The 20803-nt window shown below is 59.6% G+C and carries 16 protein-coding genes; 13 read left to right on the top strand and 3 right to left on the bottom strand.

Annotation, left to right across the window (positions count from 1 at the left end):
• Positions 1 to 45 precede the first annotated feature (45 nt).
• Positions 46 to 924, top strand: coding sequence for a bifunctional methylenetetrahydrofolate dehydrogenase/methenyltetrahydrofolate cyclohydrolase (locus HMPREF2971_RS05895; protein ID WP_005508973.1), 879 nt, complete (start codon positions 46 to 48; stop codon positions 922 to 924).
• A 106-nt stretch (positions 925 to 1030) separates the two neighbouring features.
• On the opposite strand, the gene HMPREF2971_RS05900 is transcribed toward HMPREF2971_RS05895, so the two are convergent.
• Complete coding sequence (locus HMPREF2971_RS05900) at positions 1031 to 1864, bottom strand: GntR family transcriptional regulator (protein ID WP_070691890.1); 834 nt, start codon at positions 1862 to 1864, stop codon at positions 1031 to 1033.
• Between the two features lie 80 nt (positions 1865 to 1944).
• Between HMPREF2971_RS05900 and HMPREF2971_RS05905 the strand changes: the two genes are divergently transcribed.
• The 3 genes from HMPREF2971_RS05905 to HMPREF2971_RS05915 all read left to right on the top strand — a co-directional run bounded on the left by HMPREF2971_RS05905 (position 1945) and on the right by HMPREF2971_RS05915 (position 4601).
• Positions 1945 to 2820 (top strand): exodeoxyribonuclease III, encoded by an 876-nt coding sequence (locus tag HMPREF2971_RS05905; protein ID WP_005506814.1) that lies wholly within the window; start codon positions 1945 to 1947, stop codon positions 2818 to 2820.
• Between the two features lie 86 nt (positions 2821 to 2906).
• The gene (trpS, locus tag HMPREF2971_RS05910) at positions 2907 to 3971 is read left to right on the top strand and encodes a tryptophan--tRNA ligase (protein WP_049362031.1); all 1065 of its coding nucleotides are present in this window, start codon (positions 2907 to 2909) and stop codon (positions 3969 to 3971) included.
• A 51-nt stretch (positions 3972 to 4022) separates the two neighbouring features.
• The gene (locus HMPREF2971_RS05915; protein ID WP_049362032.1) at positions 4023 to 4601 is read left to right on the top strand and encodes a 2'-5' RNA ligase family protein; all 579 of its coding nucleotides are present in this window, start codon (positions 4023 to 4025) and stop codon (positions 4599 to 4601) included.
• A 95-nt stretch (positions 4602 to 4696) separates the two neighbouring features.
• On the opposite strand, the gene HMPREF2971_RS05920 is transcribed toward HMPREF2971_RS05915, so the two are convergent.
• Together HMPREF2971_RS05920 and HMPREF2971_RS05925 are read right to left on the bottom strand one after the other, a co-directional pair.
• Positions 4697 to 6100 carry a hypothetical protein gene (locus HMPREF2971_RS05920; protein ID WP_239669164.1) on the bottom strand — a complete coding sequence of 468 codons (1404 nt, stop codon included), beginning with the start codon at positions 6098 to 6100 and terminating at the stop codon, positions 4697 to 4699.
• A 285-nt stretch (positions 6101 to 6385) separates the two neighbouring features.
• Entirely contained in the window at positions 6386 to 7495 is a 1110-nt protein-coding gene (locus tag HMPREF2971_RS05925) for a mannose-1-phosphate guanylyltransferase (RefSeq protein WP_049362038.1), read from the bottom strand.
• Positions 7496 to 7841: 346 nt separating this feature from the next.
• On the opposite strand from HMPREF2971_RS05925, the gene sdhC reads away from it, so the two are divergent.
• From sdhC to HMPREF2971_RS05970, 9 genes are all read left to right on the top strand, one after another.
• Positions 7842 to 8300 carry a succinate dehydrogenase, cytochrome b556 subunit gene (gene sdhC, locus HMPREF2971_RS05930; RefSeq protein WP_005506819.1) on the top strand — a complete coding sequence of 153 codons (459 nt, stop codon included), beginning with the start codon at positions 7842 to 7844 and terminating at the stop codon, positions 8298 to 8300.
• A gap of 3 nt (positions 8301 to 8303) precedes the next feature.
• Positions 8304 to 8789, top strand: a complete 486-nt coding sequence (locus tag HMPREF2971_RS05935) for a succinate dehydrogenase hydrophobic membrane anchor subunit (protein ID WP_049327899.1) — start codon at positions 8304 to 8306, stop codon at positions 8787 to 8789.
• Positions 8790 to 8840: 51 nt separating this feature from the next.
• Positions 8841 to 10604, top strand: a complete 1764-nt coding sequence (sdhA, locus tag HMPREF2971_RS05940) for a succinate dehydrogenase flavoprotein subunit (protein WP_049350037.1) — start codon at positions 8841 to 8843, stop codon at positions 10602 to 10604.
• Position 10605: 1 nt separating this feature from the next.
• Positions 10606 to 11394, top strand: coding sequence for a succinate dehydrogenase iron-sulfur subunit (locus tag HMPREF2971_RS05945; protein ID WP_005506828.1), 789 nt, complete (start codon positions 10606 to 10608; stop codon positions 11392 to 11394).
• A gap of 242 nt (positions 11395 to 11636) precedes the next feature.
• Positions 11637 to 12887, top strand: a complete 1251-nt coding sequence (locus HMPREF2971_RS05950) for an amidohydrolase (RefSeq protein ID WP_049358308.1) — start codon at positions 11637 to 11639, stop codon at positions 12885 to 12887.
• A 248-nt stretch (positions 12888 to 13135) separates the two neighbouring features.
• A complete protein-coding gene (locus HMPREF2971_RS05955; protein WP_070691891.1) occupies positions 13136 to 17026 on the top strand; it encodes an ornithinee aminotransferase in 3891 nt (1296 codons plus the stop codon).
• An 88-nt stretch (positions 17027 to 17114) separates the two neighbouring features.
• Entirely contained in the window at positions 17115 to 17861 is a 747-nt protein-coding gene (locus HMPREF2971_RS05960) for a nucleoside triphosphate pyrophosphohydrolase (protein WP_005506837.1), read from the top strand.
• Positions 17862 to 18232: 371 nt separating this feature from the next.
• Positions 18233 to 19513, top strand: coding sequence for a phosphopyruvate hydratase (eno, locus tag HMPREF2971_RS05965; RefSeq protein WP_049341512.1), 1281 nt, complete (start codon positions 18233 to 18235; stop codon positions 19511 to 19513).
• Between the two features lie 355 nt (positions 19514 to 19868).
• Positions 19869 to 20777, top strand: a complete 909-nt coding sequence (locus HMPREF2971_RS05970; RefSeq protein WP_080973343.1) for a beta-1,6-N-acetylglucosaminyltransferase — start codon at positions 19869 to 19871, stop codon at positions 20775 to 20777.
• Positions 20778 to 20803: the final 26 nt, after the last annotated feature.

A 20803-nucleotide genomic window follows, 5' to 3' on the forward strand; every position in this document is an offset into this window, starting at 1 on the left:
CCGTCCGTTTCGGCGAACCCGCCGCAATCTATGGAAGGAAAAACAATGCCCCAGATTCTAGACGGTAACGCAACCGCCGCAGCCATCAAGGAAGAGCTGAAGGAGCGCGTCGAGGCGCTCAAGGCTAAGGGTATTACCCCCGGCCTGGGTACCGTGCTGGTCGGTGACGACCCCGCATCCCGCTCGTACGTGGGCGCTAAGCACCGCGACTGCGCAGAGATCGGTATTAACTCCATCCGTGTGGACCTGCCCGGTGACATCACTCAGGAAGAGCTCGACGCAGAGATCGACAAGCTGAACAACGACCCGGCGTGCACCAGCTACATTGTGCAGTTGCCCCTGCCCAAGCACCTGGACACCAACCGCGTGCTGGAGCGCATCGCCCCCGAGAAGGACGCTGACGGCCTGCACCCGACCAACCTCGGCAAGCTCGTGCTGAACGTTTCTGAGCCGCTGGATTCCCCGCTGCCCTGCACCCCCAACGGTGTCATTGAGCTGGTGAAGCGCCACGGCATCGACTGGAACGGCAAGAACGTTGTGGTGCTCGGCCGCGGCATTACCGTGGGCCGCCCGCTGGGCCTGCTGCTGACCCGCCGCGAGGTGAACGCGACCGCAACCCTGGCGCACACCGGTACCGAGAACCTGGACGAGGTACTGCGCGAGGCTGACGTCATTGTTGCCGCTGTGGGTGTTCCGCACGTGCTGAAGGCTCACCAGGTCAAGGACGGCGCAATCCTGCTGGACGTTGGTGTTTCCCGCGCTGAGGACCCGGAGACCGGCAAGAAGAAGCTCTTCGGCGATGTCTCCCCGGAGGCTGCGCAGAAGGCGTCCTGGGTTTCCCCGAACCCCGGCGGTGTGGGCCCGATGACCCGCGCGGAGCTGCTGGTGAACGTGGTTGAGACTGCGGAGCGTCAGGCGGCGTAAGGCTCGCAACATTTCAGGGCTGATAACTCAAAAGGGCGGTGCCCCGGTAGAACAATCTACCGGGGCACCGCCCTTCACACTGTCATCACAAGAGAAAAGGCAGGTGCTAGAGAATCATCTCGTAGAAGTAGGCATCGGCAAGGTACAGGGTCTCTGCGTACTCTACGGGGCTACCTTCTTCGGTGTAGCCGGTCGCGCAGACCTTGAACGCCGCCTCGCCCACGGGAACCTGGTGGTTGAACGCCTCGGCGTCGGCGTCGGTGAAGAGCGCCGCGCTGGTGCGTACGCGGGCGTGCTTAATCGCGTTGGGGGTGTCGGCAAGCTGGTCTAGCGAGCTCATCGCACCGGACATCTCCGCCATCATGGCGTCCAGGATGCTGCTTGCGGCGGCCTTGACAAAGTAGGAACGCTCAAAGCCGATGACTTCGTGGTTGGCAAGACGCAGACGACGCACGAACAGCACCTGCTCACCCACCGGCACGGATAGGTGGGTGGAGATCTCTTCGGTGGCGTCCACCCAGCGGGTCGCAATCATGCGGGTGGACCCCTCAAAACCGCGGCGGCGCATATCGTCAACGAAGGTGTCCACGCGCGGAATGTAGGTGGCGTCGGTGCGCTCGGCAACGTAGGTGCCGGAGCCCTGCACGTTGTAGAGCAGGCCGCGTTCAATCAGAACCTTCAGGGCGCTACGAACCGTCTGGCGGCTCACCCCAAAGTTCTGCTGAATCATGCGTTCGGTGGGCAGCTTATCGCCGGGCTTGCCGGGAATAATGTAGCGCTGCTCAATGTAGTGGATGACCTGCTCGTACTTCGGGCCGGGAATCGGGGGTAGCTCGTAGCGGCTCTCAGCGTTGTGAGCGGTACTTTCGGATGCGGTGGTGCCCGCAGAATGTGAGGGGGCACCGTGGTCGGTGGTCTGTGAGGAGTGTGAATTCATCACCCAATAGTTTACCGTTCAGCCAGAGAAAAAACGCGCACGAGTGAAAATTTCTCTTCCCTCAAACTGGCATAATTAAGACTATGCATTTTTCTAACACCCCTGCACCGCGCCCGAGCGGTCTGCTTCGCGTGGCGAGCGTGAATGTGAACGGTATCCGCGCCGCCTATAAGAAGGATATGGCGGCGTGGTTGGCGAGCCGTGACATCGACATTCTCTGCCTGCAGGAGGTGCGCGCCCCCGACGCTATCGTGCGTGAGCTGCTGGACGAATCCCAGTGGCATATTCTGCACGCGGAGGCTGCCGCGAAGGGCCGTGCGGGCGTGCTGGTGGCGACCCGCCGCACCCCGAACTCGGCCGGTGAAGTTCTGGAGAACCAGCCGGTAGCGACCCGCTCGAATATTGGCGAAGAGTACTTTGACGATTCGGGCCGCTGGGTTGAGGCGGACTACGTTCTGCCCAACGGTAAGACCCTGACCGTGGTCAGCGCCTACGTTCACTCCGGCGAGGTCGGCACCCAGAAGCAGGACGATAAGTACCGCTTCCTGGAGCGCATGCTGGTGCGCATGCCTGAACTGGCAAAGCACTCAGACCACGTGCTCATCGTGGGCGATTTGAACGTGGGCCACACCGAGCTGGACATTAAGAACTGGAAGGCTAACCAGAAGCGTGCCGGCTTCCTGCCGGAGGAACGCGCCTACTTTGACCGCTTCTTCGGCGATATCGGCTACCGCGATGTGGCTCGTGAGCTGGCGGGTCAGGTGCCCGGCCCCTACACCTGGTGGTCTTACCGCGGTAAGGCGTTCGATAATGACGCAGGCTGGCGTATCGACTACCACATGGCGACCCCGGCGCTCGCCGAAAGCGCCGTGGAAGCGGTCGTGGACCGCGCGGCAAGCTACGACGAGCGTTTCAGCGATCACGCGCCGCTCGTGGTTGACTACCGCATCGGTGAGTAAGACGCGGACCCACCTACAGATAAGTTTTTGAAGATGTGCTGCACCGTCCGCAGCACCGCACAGGAAGAACTGCACAGGAAATAACTATGGCAGACGAAAAGAAGCAGGATAAGTCCCTCATCCCTAACGCCTCTCAGCAGAAGGCACGTATCTACTCGGGTGCGCAGCCGTCGGCTGATTCGATGCACCTGGGTAACTACATTGGTGCTGTGAACAACTGGGTGGCGTTGCAGGACGACCCGAATAACGAATGTCTGTTCTTTATCCCGGATATGCACGCCATCACCGTTCCTCAGAACCCCGAGGAGCTGCGTGAGCGTACCCGCCTGACCGCGGCGCAGTATATCGCCTCCGGCATTGACCCGACCCGCACCCCGCTGTTCGTGCAGTCGCACGTGCCCGAGCACGCCCAGCTGGCGTGGGTTCTGAACTGCTTCACCGGCTTCGGCGAGGCCTCCCGTATGACCCAGTTCAAGGACAAGTCCCAGAAGCAGGGCGCCGAGAACGCCTCCGTGGGCCTGTTCACCTACCCGATTCTGATGGCTGCCGACATCCTGCTCTACCAGGTGGACGGCGTGCCCGTGGGTGAGGACCAGCGTCAGCACCTGGAGCTGACCCGTAACCTGGCTCAGCGTTTCAACTCCCGTTTCGGTGAGACCTTCGTGGTGCCCGAGCCGGTGATTCTGAAGGAAACCGCCAAGATTTACGACCTGCAGGACCCGACCTCGAAGATGTCCAAGTCGGCGGCATCCGACAAGGGCCTCATCAAGCTGCTGGACACCCCCAAGGTTACCCAGAAGAAGATTAAGTCCGCCGTGACCGACGACGGCTCCGTCATCGCCTACGACCGCGAGGCCAAGCCCGGCGTGTCCAACCTGCTCTCTATCTACTCGGCCATGACCGGCGAGAGCATCGACGAGATTGTGGCACGCTACGAGGGCAAGATGTACGGCCACCTGAAGGTCGACCTGGCCGATATCGTGGTGGACCGCCTGGCTCCGGTGCGCGAGCGCACCCTCGAGCTGATGGACGACCCCGCTGAGCTGGACCGCCTGCTGGCCGTGGGTGCCTCCGCCGCCCGCGAGATCGCTACGGTCACCATTGAGAACGTGTACAAGAAGGTTGGCTTCCTGCCTGCCGCCGCAATCTAGCGCGCTGTTCAGCCAGTCCGGCTGAGACGCCGCATTACCTGCACGATTGAGATGACAGCACAAGAGAACTCTTCGAGCCCCACGACGGCTCCTGTATCCCCGACCCTGAAACCCGGTCACCGCTACCTGAGCGTTATTGCGCATGTGAGCGGTGAGAATGTTCAGCGCCTGGAAGAGTGGAAGCGCGCGGTAGCCGGTGGTGCGGTGGCGCCTATCAGCACCCACGTGACCGTGTACCTGACGGAGCTGAACGAGTCTCTAATGGCTGAGGTGCACTCCCCGCAGTTCCGCGAGGCGCTGGACACGCCGCGTTTTGAGGCGCGCTGGGGTTCGGTGCACTCCTTCCGCCCGGTCACCGAGGTGGAGTACCTGAACCTGGAGGCGGGCAAGGCCGAGTTCGAGCAGATTCACCAGAAGCTGGTTGAGCTATTCGGTGCCGGCGCGGCGTCCTTCCCCTACGTGCCGCACGTGACCCTGGGTCACGGGCTCACGGAAGAGCAGGTGGCGAACGCCCGTGAGGTGTTTGATGCTCTGCCCGCCGAGCAGCGCACCTTCACCGTGGATCACCTACACTGCTACTCCTATGACGGGCAGGACTGGGAAGAGATGACGGTTCTGCCGTTGCGCTAGTAGCTGGCGTATAAACGTAAAGAGAGATGCGACCGATAAGTTATCGGTCGCATCTCTCTTTATGTTTTCGCTAGGTTTATCTCAGCGTGAGAGCCCTAGTGGGAGTGGCCCTCATGAGCCTCGCCGGACTCGTGCGCGTCAGCCGAAGCCGAGGATGAAGCAGTGCCGTGTGCCTCAGAACCGTGAGCCTCAGCCTCAACCGGTGCAGCGTTCGAGGAGGAGACACCCAGAATCTCGTTCGGGGTCTTCGGAAGCTCCACGCTCATCAGCTCCTTGGGTGCTGCCGGGTTCGACAGGGACACCGCAATGAGCTTCTTGGTCGCCGGGTCGGTCACGTAGGCGGTCTTACCGTCCACCCACAGTGCCGGACGCTCGTCCTGCCAGGTCTCAGACTCGGTCCACGCCTCCATGAGCTGTACGGAGCCCAGCTCCGCGCCGGTCGCCGGATCGAAGACACGCAGCTTGCCGTCGGTGGTCAGCAGCAGCGCCTCACCCTGGGGGCCGCGAGCCAGCGAACGGAAGGTGTAGCTCACGCCAGAAGGCAGGGAGTAGACGGTGCGGGTTGCCGCAACGGTGTCGATAATGGAGAACTTCTCGGGGCGCTCCAGCTTAGCGTCCTTGTCGGTCTTGTAGTCCGCCAGAACGTACTGGGAGTCAGCCTTGCCAGCCTGGTTACCCGAGCGCGAGTACGGGTCCTCGGGATTGGTGATCTTGGTGAACTTGCCGTCCTTGTAGACCAGCGCGCCGTCGGTGCAACCGATGGAGAACGCGCCGTCCTTGGCGATGGCTTCACCGTGAACGCCGGGGCAGGCGGGGCTCTCGATGACGGTCTTGCCCTGTGCGTCCACAACAGCGGCGCCAGTGCGGGTCTTCGAGTCGCCAACCGCTACCAGGTACTGGTCGTTGGGCAGCGGGATTGCGAAGCCGTGGTGCGGCTGCGGCAGGGTGACGGTGGTGGTCTCCAGGGAGGAAGCGGTGCGCTTATCGTGGGTCAGCTTCGCCGGGTCGTACACGGCGAAGGAGCCGGTGCCGTCAGCGAATGCCGCGACCTTGCCGTTGTCCTTGATGACGTGACCGGTGTGGTCAGCCGCAAGAGACAGCGAGGACAGCGACGGGGACGTGGTGTAGTAGTGCGAGTGGTCGCCGTGCGCTACGGACCATACGCCGGTGTCCAGGAAGGTGTAGCTGTTACCGTCTGCAACGACGAGGTGGCGGTTATCGCCAGCGTCGGAGAGGCGCAGGAAGCCTTCCTTGGGGATGTCTGCGAGCAACTTCATGTCCTTGGCGTCGTAGACGAGCACGCCGCCGTCGTAGGTGATGGCGACGCGGCTTGCCGCGCCCTTGCCTTCGGTGATAGGGGCGGGGGTTGCGCTTGCAGAGGTGGAGGCGCTGGGGCTGGTCTGGGCGTTCTGGGTGGTCTGGGAGCCGCATGCGGTCAGGGCGAGTGCGGCTACTGCGCCGAGTGCGCCGGCACGGGTGAGGAAAAACTTACGGGTCATGTGCATGTACCAAGATTAACATGAGAATGGTTCTCTATAGTGGTTGATCCTTGGCTCGTATCAGAGTCTGGAAGTGCAATCTGCGCGGGGTGTGTAAGGTATTCTGCCCCTGCCCAGCCGAAGGAAGTGTCCTTTTGTGCCCCCACTAGGTGAAAGCCTTGAATCGACTCGCGAAATGGCTCATCAGGGCATAAAAAACCGGCTCCCTTCCGAAAAGAAGAGAGCCGGTCTCTAGAGGTATCTTTTGCTCGAGTAAGGCTCATGTACCTACTCAGAGCCAAAAATTTAGAGGAGGTTGTTCAAGCCTCGCGCCTTGACCTCACCCACTGCATCCTTGACAGCCTGTGCCTTGGAGCGCGGAGCGACCAACAGGGCGTCGGGGGTGTCCACCACAACGATATCGTCGAGGCCAAGGATAGAGATCTTGCGGTCGGTATTCGCGACAATAATGCCGGAACAACCGTGGTTGATAACGTTATCCTTCTCGCCGAGAATGGTCAGCTCTTCGCCGCTCTTCTCGGTGTTCAGGCGTGCCACAGCGTCGAAGTCTCCCACATCGTCCCAGCTGAAGGAACCGGGAACCATTGCAACGTCGCCCGCTGCCGCAGCGGGCTCAGCCACAGCGTAGTCGATAGCGGTCTTGGGCAGGGTCTCCCACACGCGCTCCATGACGGCCTCGCGCTCGGGGGTGTCCCATGCGTTAGCAATCTCCATGATGCCCGCGTACAGCTCGGGCTCGTTCGCCTCGAGGTGCTTGAGCATCAGGGCTGCCGGTGCCACGAACATGCCTGCGTTCCAGGTGTACTCGCCGGAATCCAGGTACTTCTGTGCGGTAGTGGTGTCCGGCTTCTCCACGAAGGTGTCCACCGCGTGCGCGTTGGGTGCACCCTCGATGCCCAGGGACTCGCTGGCGTGAATGTAGCCAAACGCGCTGGAGGGCTCGGTGGGGGTAATGCCGATGGTGACAATCTTGCCGGTTGCCGCGGTGATGACAGCCTCGGTCACCACACGGTGGAACTCGTCCACCGGGCTGATGACGTGGTCAGCTGCGAAGGAGCCGATAATAGCGTCCGGTTCGCGGCGGTGGATGATGGCGCAAGCCAAGCCGATAGCTGCAGCCGAATCCTTGGGGGAGGGCTCCAGTACCAGGTCAGCGGCCCGCAGTTCAGGAATCTGCTGGGTAACCGCATTGGCGTGCGAAGTGCCGGTAACCACCATGACGGAACCGTTGCTGAGATCGATGAGACGGTCGTAGGTGTCACGCAGCAGAGAATTGCCCGACGAGGTGAGGTCGAGCAGGAACTTCGGGGCGTGCGCGCGGGACAGGGGCCACAAACGCGAGCCAACACCGCCGGCGGGAATGAGCGGGCGGAATCGAGTGAGTGCAGTATTCATCGCTTCAAGAATAGCGGGTGAATTTGTCATATATCGAATTCTTTTAGGTTTTAACAAAAAAGTGTCAGGCGGCTCTCATTTAGGCGATGTTTGAGGTTAGGTTAAGGTAAGTTCCCCACAAACACGGGGAAGTAGGCGATATGGTAATAAAAACATGCCCTAATTCACTTTTAGAACCTGTAAAAATTCCCTAAACAGGGTGTCAATAAGCTGTGAATTTACCTGATATCTTGGAAGTAACAGACGAACAAAAGCAGTCGGTGAGCACACAGCTGTGCCCGGAAGCTGAGGGTCACAATGACCCCTCAGAACCCGGAAGCTCGCCGTCGCAGCAGGAGGTTATTCAGTGTTGAATGGTTCTAAAGGAACCCTCTACCGCGGCCGCTGGGGCATGTGGTCCTGGGTTGCTCATCGCATTACCGGTATCGCGATTTTCTTCTTCCTTCTTGTACACATCCTGGATACTGCCGTCGTGCGTATCTCCCCGGAGGCCTACAACGGCGTACTGAGCCTGTACAAGAACCCCATCATGGGTCTGGGTGAGACCGCGCTTGTCGCCGCCATCGTCTACCACGCGTTCAACGGTATCCGCATTATCCTCATTGACTTCTGGGGTAAGGCAACCAACTCACACGTGGAGCACATCCAGGCGAAGAACAAGGACGGCAACGTCGAAATCAGCCAGAAGGCAACTTACACGCACATCAAGATTCTCTGGGTTGTGCTTTTCCTCTGGGCAATCACCGTTGCTGGCTTCGCCGCACGTCACCTGCCGATCGTTTTCTCGCACATGGGAGGTCACTAAACTATGGCTACTCCGCTTAAGCCCCGCACCTATGTACCCCGTCTGCGTGACAACCGCATCGACGGTGTGAAGTACAACCGCTCCTCCTCCAAGCGCAACAACTTTGAGATGTTCGCTTGGCTGGGTATGCGCCTGTCCGGCGTCGTACTCGTCGTGCTGATTTTCGGTCACCTGTTCTCCAACCTCATGGTCGGCGACGGCATCCACGCCATCGACTTCGGCTTCGTGGGCGGCAAGTGGGCGAACCCCTTCTGGCAGGTCTGGGATCTGCTGCTGCTCTGGCTGGCTATGCTGCACGGTGCTAACGGTATCCGCGTCATCATCGATGACTACGCAGAGAAGGACCGCCTGCGCGCTTGGTTGAAGATCATCCTCTTCGCAGCATGCGCATTCGTCCTGCTCATTGGTACCCTCACCATCTTCGCGTTCGACCCCTGCCCCTCCGGCGCAGCGGCTGAACTGCTCCCCAGCTTCTGCTCGGCACGCTAACGGCGACGTATCCGAGACAAACGAAAACATCTAAAACACAGAAAGAACATCATGCAGGTACATAAGTACGATGTAGTGATCGTCGGTGCCGGTGGCGCAGGTATGCGTGCCGCCATTGAGGCCGGCCAGCGAGTTCGCACCGCGGTACTGACCAAGCTATACCCCACCCGCTCCCACACCGGTGCGGCACAGGGTGGCATGTGCGCCGCTCTGGCTAACGTTGAAGAGGACAACTGGGAGTGGCACACCTTTGACACCGTCAAGGGTGGCGACTACCTGGTCGACCAGGACGCAGCAGAAATCATGGCTAAGGAAGCTATTGACGCTGTGCTCGACCTGGAAAAGATGGGTCTTCCCTTCAACCGAACCCCCGAAGGCCGCATCGACCAGCGCCGCTTCGGCGGTCACACCCGTGACCACGGTAAGGCTGCTGTGCGCCGCGCGTGCTACGCAGCTGACCGTACCGGCCACATGATTCTGCAGACCCTCTACCAGAACTGCGTTCGCCACAATGTGGAGTTCTACAACGAGTTCTACGTGCTCGACCTGATTCTGGTCAAGGACGAAGAGGGCAAGCCCCGCCCCGCCGGTGTCGTCTCCTACGACCTGGCAACCGGTGAGGTCCACGTTTTCCAGGCTAAGTCCGTGATCTTCGCATCCGGCGGTTGCGGCAAGATCTTCAAGACCACCTCCAACGCCCACACCCTCACCGGCGACGGCATGGCCATCGCACTGCGTGCAGGCCTGCCCCTGGAGGACATGGAATTCGTTCAGTTCCACCCGACCGGCCTGGCTGGCCTGGGCATTCTCGTCACCGAGGGTGCTCGTGGTGAAGGCGGTATTCTCCGTAACGCTGACGGTGAGCGCTTCATGGAGCGCTACGCACCCACCATTAAGGACCTCGCACCCCGCGATATCGTGGCACGTGCAATGGCAAACGAGGTGCGCGAAGGCCGCGGCTGCGGTCCCCACAAGGACTACGTGCTGCTGGACCTGACCCACCTGGAGCCCTCGCACATCGACGAGAAGCTGCCGGACATCACCGAGTTCGCTCGTACCTACCTGGCAGTGGAACCGCACCACCAGCCCATCCCGGTGTTCCCCACCGCGCACTACGCAATGGGCGGTATCCCCACCAACAACGAGACCGAGGTTTACCGCAACAGCGAAGAGACCATCCCCGGCCTCTACGCAGCTGGTGAGGTTGCTTGTGTGTCCGTCCACGGTGCAAACCGTCTGGGCACCAACTCCCTGCTGGACATCAACGTGTTCGGTAAGCGTGCAGGCCGCAAGGCAGCAGAGTACGCAGCATCCGCTGAGTTCGTACCGGTTCCGGACGACGCAGCAGATCGCGTTCTCAACATGCTCAACGGCATCCTCGAAGGCAAGGGCACCGAGAAGGTCGGCGCTATCCGCGCAGACCTGCAGAAGGCTATGGAAGCTGACATGCAGGTGTTCCGTACCGACGAGACCATCCGCGCAGCACTGGCAACCATCGCTGAATTGGAAGAGCGTTACAAGAACATCTCCATCCAGGACAAGGGCAAGCGCTTCAACCTCGACCTGCTTGAGGCTGTTGAGCTTGGCTTCCTGATTGAGCTGGCAAAGGTCATGTCCGTTGGCGCGCTGCACCGTAAGGAATCCCGTGGTGGTCACTACCGCGAGGACTTCCCCAAGCGTGACGATGTCAACTTCATGAAGCACTCGATGGTCTACCTCGACCCCGAATCCGAGTTTGAGGGTGTCAAGGGCCTGCGATTCGAAACCAAGCCCGTTGTCTACACCCGCTACGAGCCGAAGGAGCGTAAGTACTAAAATGGCTGAAAACGAACTCCCCGAACCGGAATCCGTCAAGCTGTTTGAGGGTATGACCGGCGGCGACTCCGACTCCATCCCCACGTACGATGTGGTCATCAAGATTCGTCGCTACAACCCGGAAGTTTCCTCCGAGGCGTACTGGGATGAATTCCCGCTGACCATGTACCGCACCGACCGCGTGCTGGATGCTCTGCACAAGATTAAGTGGGAAGTAGACGGCTCCGTCTCCTTCCGCCGCTCCTGTGCACACGGCATCTGCGGTTCGGACGCGATGCGCATCAACGGCCGTAACCGCCTGGCTTGCAAGACCCTGCTGAAGGACCTTGACCTGTCCAAGCCGATTACCGTTGAGCCCATCAAGGGTCTGCCCTGCGAGAAGGACCTCATCGTTGACATGGAGCCCTTCTTCCAGGCATACCGCGAAATCATGCCGTTCTTCATCAACGACTCGAACGAGCCTGAGCGTGAGCGCCTGCAGACCATTGAGGACCGTGCACGTTTCGATGACACCACCAAGTGCATCCTCTGTGCAGCATGTACCTCGTCCTGCCCGGTCTTCTGGACCGACGGTCAGTACTTCGGCCCCTCCGCTATCGTGAACGCACACCGCTTCATCTTCGACTCGCGCGATGATGCAGGCGACCTGCGTCTGGAGATCCTCAACGACAAGGAAGGCGTATGGCGTTGCCGTACCACCTTCAACTGCACCGAGGCTTGCCCCCGTGGCATCCAGATCACCAAGGCTATTGCCGAGGTGAAGCAGGCAATCCTGAGCCGCTCGCTCTAATCTGAGTACGCGGTATCAGCTGATACAGCATTGACGATTCAAGCCGTCACCCACACCGGGTGGCGGCTTGAATTGTTTGACAGAAAAAGTCTGATGGAAATGATGGCACAGAGCATTTTCAGGGGCTTCGGCGTGCACAAAAACTCTTCACAATCTGTCATAAAGTCATAGATATTCTCGAGGGCTGTCAGAAAGGGGGAGCGGGTAGGTAAACCCCGGCGGGCGGCGTTATTCTACTGTGTATGGTTTTCGCTAATTCTCGCTACGATTTGTCCACCCCTGTCTTCGACGACTGGGTGGAGCGCATGATGGGTACCCTCGTGCAGTTCCGCCGCGAAGTGCACGCCAACCCGGAGCTTTCCTTCCGTGAAGTGGCGACCACTGAGCGCCTCATGAATCGACTGCGAGAAGCCGGCATGAACCCCGTTGCTTGCGAAGGTACCGGCTGCTACGTAGATATCGGGAGCGGCCCCTTCGCTGTGGCTCTGCGCGCCGATATTGACGCTCTGCCCATTGTTGAGCAGACCGACCTGCCCTATGCTTCTACCGTGCCCGGCGTGATGCACGCCTGCGGTCACGATATTCACCAGACCGTCATGCTCGGTGTGGCGCTGGCACTGCACGAGCTGAACGAGAAGACCCCGCTGGGCCGTAGCGTCCGTATTCTCTTCCAGCCCGCTGAGGAGCAGTTGCCCGGCGGTGCGGTGCAGATGATTTCGCAGGGTCTACTCAAGGATATTCCGCGTGCTTTCGCTCTGCACTGTGACCCGAAGGTGGACCTGGGCCAGATCGGTACCCGCATCGGTGCGATTACCAGCGCCTCGGATACCGTGAAAATTCATCTGAGCGGTCACGGCGGCCACACTTCTCGCCCGCATCTGACTGAGGACCTCATCTATGCGATGAGCCAGATTGCTGTGCAGGTTCCCGCCGTGCTAACCCGCCGCACCGACGTTCGTTCGGGTGTGCTGGTGGCATGGGGTCAGGTCAGTGCTGGCGTTGCCCCCAACGCTATTCCCGCCGAGGGCTACCTGGCGGGTACCATGCGTTGCCTGGATGTTGAGGTTTGGCGTCAGGCAGGCAACATGCTGGATGAAGTCATCGAGCAGGTTGCCGTACCCTTCGGCGTGACCGCGCGTGTGGAGCACATCCGCGGAGTGCCCCCGGTCGTGAACACCGACCTGGAAACCACCATGCTGGAGAACGCGGCTCGCGCCGAACTGGGCGAAGACTCCATTGTGCTGGTTGAGCAGTCCATGGGCGGCGAAGACTTCGCGTGGATGCTGCAGGAAGTTCCCGGCTCCATGTTCCGCCTGGGCACCCGTGCCCCCGGCGACCCCACCTACGATCTGCACCAGGGCGATTACGCCCCGAGCGAGCAGGCGATCGGCATTGGTGTGCGCGTCATGGCGGCAACTGCCCTGCGCGCCGTCCGTTTTGAGCTGGCGAAGGCTGCGAAGGCGGCGAACCCCATCCGCGATGAGGCACGCTAAAGAGCTTCTCGAAAGCTTATAAGTCAGGCTTGAAAGTACGACTATATAGCCGCATCAAGCCTTGAAAACTGTACAAGTTTCACCCCGTTACCTCTCACCGAGTAGCGGGGTGAAACTCTATGCACACGATAGAATTAAAAGGATTATGAGGACATCTGCGTCATGTTCCCGACTCCGTGCCCACACACCTGCGGGGGTTGAAGGAGATGGCGCACCATCACACGGCGCACGCCGGAGGAGGACACCCAATGAGCTTCTTTGGAATCGGCAAGAAGAAGTTGGATGAACAGTCGCGCGAAGAACAGAGCGCCGAAACCGCTAAGGCTCAGAAAGAACAGGCAAGCGAAGACGCTCCTAAGAGCGCGCGACTGAGCGAAAAGATTATGGAACAGCAGCAGTGGGAGGACTCCCTGCGCCGCTTCGTGAAGTCTGAAAGCGCACGCCACCAGAACCACGACGAAGAGCAGAATGAAGAGCACCGCGCTGTTGAGGATCTCAAGCGTGCCCTCCTGCACGGCGATGAGAAGGTTGAAGAATCTTCCGCTGCTGAGGAGCTGACCGAGGAACAAGCGGAGGAGCAGGAGCGTCGTAGCCTGCTGGCTGCGCTTGGTGCTTTCCCGCAGGAATCTGAGGAGCCTGTTGAGGTCGAGCAGAATACTGAGGACCAGGACGTTAAAGAAGAAGTCGCCCCGGTTGCTGAGGCTGCTCAGCCCGCTACCCCCGCGTTCCTGCGCGATGATGAAGAGTCCGAAGCTGAGGACGCATCTATCGAGGCGCAGGAGCCTAAGGACGTCGCAGCGGATGCACGTTCCCAGTTTGAAGAGCACCTGCGTGCTCTGCGTGCCCAGAATGTCGAAGATACTGCCGCTGAGGTCGCTGAAGCGGCTGCAGACGAGGCAGAGGGTGGCGAAGAGCTTGAGGTTGCCGACGCTGTTGTAGAAGCTACTGAGAACAAGTCTGAGAACGCTCATTCTGCATCTGCCGCTGAGGACGTATCTGCAGGTGCTGAAGACTCCCTGACCGCAGAAGACCTGAAGACTGCCCGCACCCGCGCCGCTGTCACCGAGGCACAGAACGCCGGCCTGGACGACCTGGCGGCAGCCTACGCTGCTCGCCTGGGCATCACCCTCGATAGCGAAGAGGAGACTTTCGGCGAGGTCGCCTCCGATGAGGTAATCGCTGAAGAAGCTCCCGCTGATGAGGTAGTTGCTGAGGAAGCAGAGTCCGCTGAGGCACCCGAGTCCACTGAAGCTGCTGAATCTGTCGAAGACGCTGAGGCCTCTGAGGCACCCGCACCTGTTGCTGATGCTACTGAAGACTTCGAATCCGAGGAGACCATTGACCTTACCGCAGGCGTAGAAGAGGCTGCAGAGCCTGTTGCCGCTGGTGAGGAAGAGCCGATTGAGGCTGTCGTTGAGGCACCTGAACTGCTGGCATCTGAACTTACTGAGGAAGAAGACGCGGTCTCTGATGAGACCGAGTTGCTCTCCGCTGTATCCGTTGAGGAGAAGCACGAAGCGTCCGTCTCTGAATCGCTCGAGGCTGAGGACTTCGACGCTGAAGAAGAGAACACCGCAGAGCTGATCTTTGACACTTCCGCTGTTGAAGAAAGCGCTGTTGAGGACAGCACCGCGGAAGAAACCGCTACGGAAGAGCCTGCTACCAAGATTGAGGACTCCGCGGCTGAAGGCTCCGGTTCTGAGGACGACGAGCCCGTCGAGAGCTCCTCTGTAGCTCCTGCTCTTGCCGCTGTTGCTGCACCCGTGGCTGCTGCCGCTGCTGTTGCCTCCGCCGCAAAGGCTGATAAGGCTGAGGAGAAGGCAGAAAAGGGTACCTCTCAGGGGGTCGCTCTGACCGCAGAGGCCATCGATAAGAAGGAAGCCGAGAAGCAGGAGGCTTCCGCTCGTGAAGAGTCCGCTCAGGAGCCCGCTGCAGAGTTGAAGGAAGCTGAGCAGAAGCTCAGCGAAGACGAGGCAGAGCTGGTTGCCGAGTCCATCATCCTGAGCGAGCCCGCAGAGGGCGCAGCGACCCTGCCCGCTCTCCCCAAGCAGCGTGCCCTCTATGGCCTGGCGGAGCTCATGCGCACCCGCGGTTCGGGCACCATGAGCCTGGAACTGCGCCAGGTGGATGAGGATATGCACTACCGTCTGCTGCACCGCGGTCGCGAGGTCGAAACCGGCATTGTGGCGCCCGGCATTGACTGGTTCGCACCCGTGGCGGCACTGTACACCGAGGCTCAGCAGGCCGGCGCAACCTGGAACCGCGCGGCGGTCTCTCTGAACCCGCGTCTAGGTGACGGCCTGGAGGTTCACGCATCCTACCTGGGTATGGCGGACGGCCAGACTACCCGTGAGAGCTTCCTGCTGGAGGGCACCGCTGTCGAGGCTAAGCCCGTTGCAACCGCTGTGGCTGCTGAGGCTACTTCGCAGGAGGAGACTCAGGAAGCTGCTGTTCAGCGTGCTGACTCGGTTGAGGCTGAGCGTGAGGCTATCGAGCGTGAGCTGGAGGCTGAGCTTGCTCAGAAGCAGGCGGCTAACGAGGCTGAGGCCGCTGTTGAATCCACTGAAGAGCCTGTCGTTGAGGCTGCTGAAGAGGGTACCTCTTCGGGTCTGCTGCCTGCCGCCGGTCTTGCTGCGGCCGGTACCGTAGCGGCTGGTGCCGCTGTCGCCTCCGCACAGGAGAAGGAAGACGTAGAGGAATCTGTCGAAGCTTCTGACGAACCTGCTCAGACTGAGTTTGCGCCGGTTGAAGCTGAATTCGAGCACGATTACGAGAACGACCCGGTCTTCGGTGCGGCTACCGTAGAGCCCGAGACTGAGCAGGCTGAAGAGTCTGCCGCTGAGGCATCTGAGGCTTCTGAGACCTCCGCTGAGGAGCTTGATGAGTCTGGCGAAGACATGGAAGCCGCCCTGGCTGCCATCGTTGCCAACGCTCAGAAGAAGCTGGATGCAGAGGAAGAAGCTCCTGCCGCTGAGGAAACTGCCGCAGTTGCTGAGGAAGCACCCGCTGAGGAAGCTTCGGCTGTCGAGGAACAGAAGGCTGCCGCTCCCGTGGTTGCTGAGTCCTTCACTCTGGATCGTACCCAGCCCGTTGAGGAATCTGCTGATGAGCCGGTCGCAGAGAAGGCTGAAGAGCCCGCCTTGCCCGCGTTCCTGGACGACTCTGAACTGCTGGCTGAGCAGGAGACCTCCGCTGCTTCCGCTGAAGCGCACGCTGAGGCACCTGCCCTGGAAGACGCTGAGCCCGTCTCCGAGAGCGCATCTGTCGCTCCCGGCCTGGCTGGTGCTCTTGCCGCAGCTGCCGCTGTGGGCACCGCCGGCGCCGCTGCGAAGGCAACCGAAGCAAAGGTATCTGAGTCGAAGGCTACCGAGGTAAAGGCTCCTGTCGCTCAGGAAGAGCCCGCTGAGAAGGCCGCTGAGCTCAAGACCGTTGAGGTAACTCCCGCGGCTAAGATTGGTGAGGCTCCCGCAGCGGTTGCGCCCGCATCCGAGGCTGCCGCTCAGGCTGCCCCTGCTGCACCCGCCGCTCTGCCGGAGACCGCCCCCGCGGGCCTTTCCTCCAGCATCTCTGCGTCGGCTCTGAGTGAGCTTAACCAGCTGCCCACCATCGTCGCTGAGCCGGACACCCCTTCCGCCGCGGTGCAGAGCCCGCTGGTTCCCTCGGAGACTCAGCTGGCAGCCGGTAACCTGGTTCTGACCGAGGCTCAGGTCGCTCAGCGTCTGGCGCCGGTCGTCGAGCACCTCTTCGGCGAGAACGGCACCGCAAAGGACGCCACTACCGTGCTGATTCGTGTACGCGCCCTCGGTTCCTACTACGACGCCCTGACCCACGTGCGCCGCAACGGCTTCTGGGAGCAGGTCCGTACCTTCGAGCTGATTCCCGAAACCCTGCTGGACATTCCGGCGCTGAAGACCGACTCGTACAGCGAGGGCGAGGGCTCGCCGCTGGCTATGAGCCTGACCTTCACCCCGGGCGTGCCGGTTCAGGCGGCATTCGATTATGCGAATGAGCAGGCGTTTGTCACCTACCCGCGTCCGTTGGATGCTGAGCGTTACGTTGAGGAGCTGCGTATGTTCCCGCGTTTGGGTTCGAAGATCCCGGCTCATATGACGAGCGCGCTTTCGCACTGGAACCTCTAAAACCTTGTAAGGTGTGCCGCGCCGGCTCCCCGTGTGGGGGTCGGCGCGGCGCGCTATGTTTGTCATTTTTTCGATGAGGAAGATTGTTATGACTGATACCCCTAATACTCCTGAGGCTTCTGCGGCGCAGAACGTTCAGGACACTGCCGCCCGCGCGGCTGAAGCCTTCGGCACCCTGGTGGAAACCATGGCGCTGCTGCGCGCACCGGGCGGTTGCCCGTGGGATGCTGAGCAGACTCACGCCTCCCTAATCCGCTACCTGGTGGAGGAAGCCTACGAGGTTGTCGAGGCGGTAGAAACCGGCGGCGAGCCGAATATGCCGCTGCTGCGTGAGGAGCTGGGCGACGTGCTGCTACAGGTGGTGTTCCACTCTGATATTGCTGCGGCAAACCCGCAGGGCTTCGACATCGTGCAGGTGGTTGAGGGCCTTGTGCAGAAGCTTCGTTCGCGCCACCCCGATGTGTTTGCGGCTGAGTCTGAGGGCTCTTCGGAGGCGCCTCGCACCGCGGCTGAGCAGCAGGCGGCGTGGGATGCGTTGAAGAAGAAGGAGAAGAGCGACCGTGGCGCGCTGGATGGTATTCCACCGCATCTGCCGGCGCTCGCTATGGCTGAGAAGACTGCTGTGAAGGCACGTAAGGCGGGTATTATTCTGCCGCCGGAGCCCACGAGCATGGAGGACGACCTGCGCTATATGCACACTGAAGAGGAATTCGGCGAGCTGCTCTTTGCGTTGGTGAGCCGCGCACAGCGTAATGGTTTGGATCCGGAGCGTGCCCTGCGTTCGTACACTCGTCGCTATATTGCTCAGCATACGCATGATGAGCCGAGCTATTAGAAACGCTGGTTGAGTTCTTCTGTGAGACGCTTTGAAATCTGTTCTCTGAGGGAATGAAAGGTTTCAAAGCGCCTTCTGTTTGTTTGGGGTTGTGTTGGGCAACCGTGAGGATGCTCGTGGCACATACCCCGGCATTTGGGCTCATGTTGTGCTTTGGGGGAGTACCCACACCCTCACAATGTGGGGGAGTGTGGGTCTTGTTCCGCTTTGTAGCGCCTGACTAAGGGTTATCTAGACCTTCATTAAGGCAATAAAAAAGCGGTGGCAACTAGTGTGTTTGTGTGGGAGTTTTGCTAGAATTTAGGGGACGCGACTTGTCCACTACCGGGTGAGCCGTTCACATCCTTGACATCTCATAAGGAGAACAATTCATGGCTGTTATTACCGCAGTTCACGCACGCCAGATCCTGGATTCCCGTGGCAACCCGACCGTTGAGGTTGAGGTTCTGCTCGAAGACGGTGCTTTCGCACGCGCAGCTGTGCCCTCGGGCGCATCCACCGGTGAGTGGGAAGCTGTTGAGCGCCGCGACGGCGACAAGTCCGTATACCTGGGCAAGGGCGTTCTGGGCGCAGTGAAGTCTGTTATCGAAGAAATCGCTGAAGAGGTCATCGGCATTGAGGCTTCCGACCAGCGCGCTGTTGACGCAGCCATGATTGCTCTGGATGCAACTAACAACAAGGGCAAGCTGGGCGCAAACGCAATCCTGGGTGTCTCCCTGGCTGTTGCTAAGGCTGCTGCTGAGTCCGCTGACCTGCCCCTGTACAAGTACCTCGGCGGCCCGAACGCTCACGTTCTGCCCGTCCCCATGATGAACATCCTCAACGGTGGTTCTCACGCAGACTCCAACGTTGACATCCAGGAGTTCATGATTGCTCCCATCGGCTTCGACAACTACTCTGACGCTCTGCGCGCAGGTGTTGAGGTTTACCACTCCCTGAAGTCCGTGCTGCACGACCGCGGCCTGGCAACCGGCCTGGGCGACGAGGGTGGTTTCGCACCCAACCTGGAGTCCAACGCAGCTGCACTGGACCTGATCGTTGAGGCAATCGAGAAGGCTGGCTACAAGCCGGGCGAGCAGGTTGCACTGGCACTGGACGTTGCATCCTCCGAGTTCTACAACGACGGTGCATACGAGTTCGAGGGCCAGAAGAAGTCCGCAGCTGAGATGAGCGCATACTACGCTGACCTCGTTGCAAAGTACCCCCTGGTTTCCATCGAGGATCCCCTGGATGAGAACGACTGGGAGGGCTACAAGACCCTGACCGAGCAGATCGGCGACAAGGTCCAGATTGTCGGTGACGACCTGTTCGTGACCAACCCCGAGCGTCTGGCTCGCGGTATCGAAGAGGGCGCAGCTAACGCTCTGCTCGTGAAGGTGAACCAGATCGGTTCGCTGACCGAGACCCTGGATGCAATGGAGCTGGCACAGCGCCACGAGTACCGTTGCATGGTTTCTCACCGTTCCGGTGAGACCGAGGACGTCACCATCGCTGACCTGGCTGTTGCAACCAACGCTGGCCAGATCAAGACCGGTGCTCCCGCACGTTCCGAGCGCGTTGCTAAGTACAACCAGCTGCTGCGCATTGAGGAGGAGCTGGGCGACGCAGCTGTTTACGCTGGCAAGTCCGCATTCCCCCGCTTCAAGGCATAATGACGCTTGAAAGCTTATAAGGGATGTTCTGTTGGACTTCCCTGAACAGGCCGGGTCGATCCGGATACATCGTGAGGTAATTCATCACGTCATGTATTGTGGGTCGACCCGGTTTTTCCTTGTTAGAGGCATATAATCTTGGGTATATACTCACTCACGCTTCATACTTTCAAATGGTTTAAGACGTCAATTGACGACTTAAACCTATGAGCTAACTGGTGCTCTCTGTTCGGCTACTCGGGTCGTACCTGACTATATCGTGATGTGATTCATGACAGATAGTTACGGTGCGACCTTATTTTTATGCCTTGATAGGACACCCAGATCTTTCCACTCAATTTCTTAAAGGACTGTCATGACTGTATGTTTTATGATCCTCGCCCATTCGCGACCTCAGCAATTTCTTGAACTCACCCGAATCATTAAAAACTCGGGTGGAGAAACAGTCGCTTTTATTGATAAAAAAGCTAATTTGCAGGAATTTGAAACTGCTGATGCTCATTTTGTAAGCCGCCGGTTTAACGTTAACTGGGGAGGTTATTCCCTGACACGTGCTATGCAGGTTCTGCTGCGTGAGGCTCTGCAAACCTACCCCGACGCTCATCACTATATTTTCTTGTCTGGCCAAGATTATCCGGCTCGTCCGCTCACTGAATACATTGAGTACCTAGGCCGAGAAGAGAACCGTGACCGATGCTGGATGAACTTCTACGCAATGGCACCTGGTACGCAGTTCTATACTGTTTTGAAGTACCCGCGTTCCTATGACTTGAAGGCGCGTTTGGGCAATAAGGTGTACGCCCTGGTTCAGAAACTTTGGGACGTATACTACTCTCGTCGGCCTCGCATGAAGTATCCGGTGCAGTTTTACCGTGGCTCTTCTTCTTGGGTTGTTTCTCGTGAAGGAGCGCTGGCAATGGTGAAATTCCTTGATTCCAATCAGGGCAAGGCTATGCAGAAGTTCTTGCGGAAAACCCACGTTTCTGATGAGATTTGGGGTGCCACTGCTCTCCTGAATTCTTCTGCGAAGGAACATGCTACCAACTGGGATACCGATGGTCAGCTTGTTCCTGGAACTATGAAGGAAGAGAACAAAGTTTATCACCATTACATTGATTGGGATCCTGAACGCGAGAACCCCGCTCTTCTAAATAGTGGTGATCTTGAGAAGATTGATGCGTCAGGTAAGTGGTTCATCCGAAAAGTTGATGCTGAAAAATCGCAGGATTTGCTCGATATTCTGCGTCAACGACAGATTTTATAATCCTCAGCTCCTGCCCCATCCGTGAA

Origin of the sequence: Rothia sp. HMSC066G07 (assembly GCF_001814485.1) — a bacterium.
Lineage (GTDB): Bacteria > Actinomycetota > Actinomycetes > Actinomycetales > Micrococcaceae > Rothia.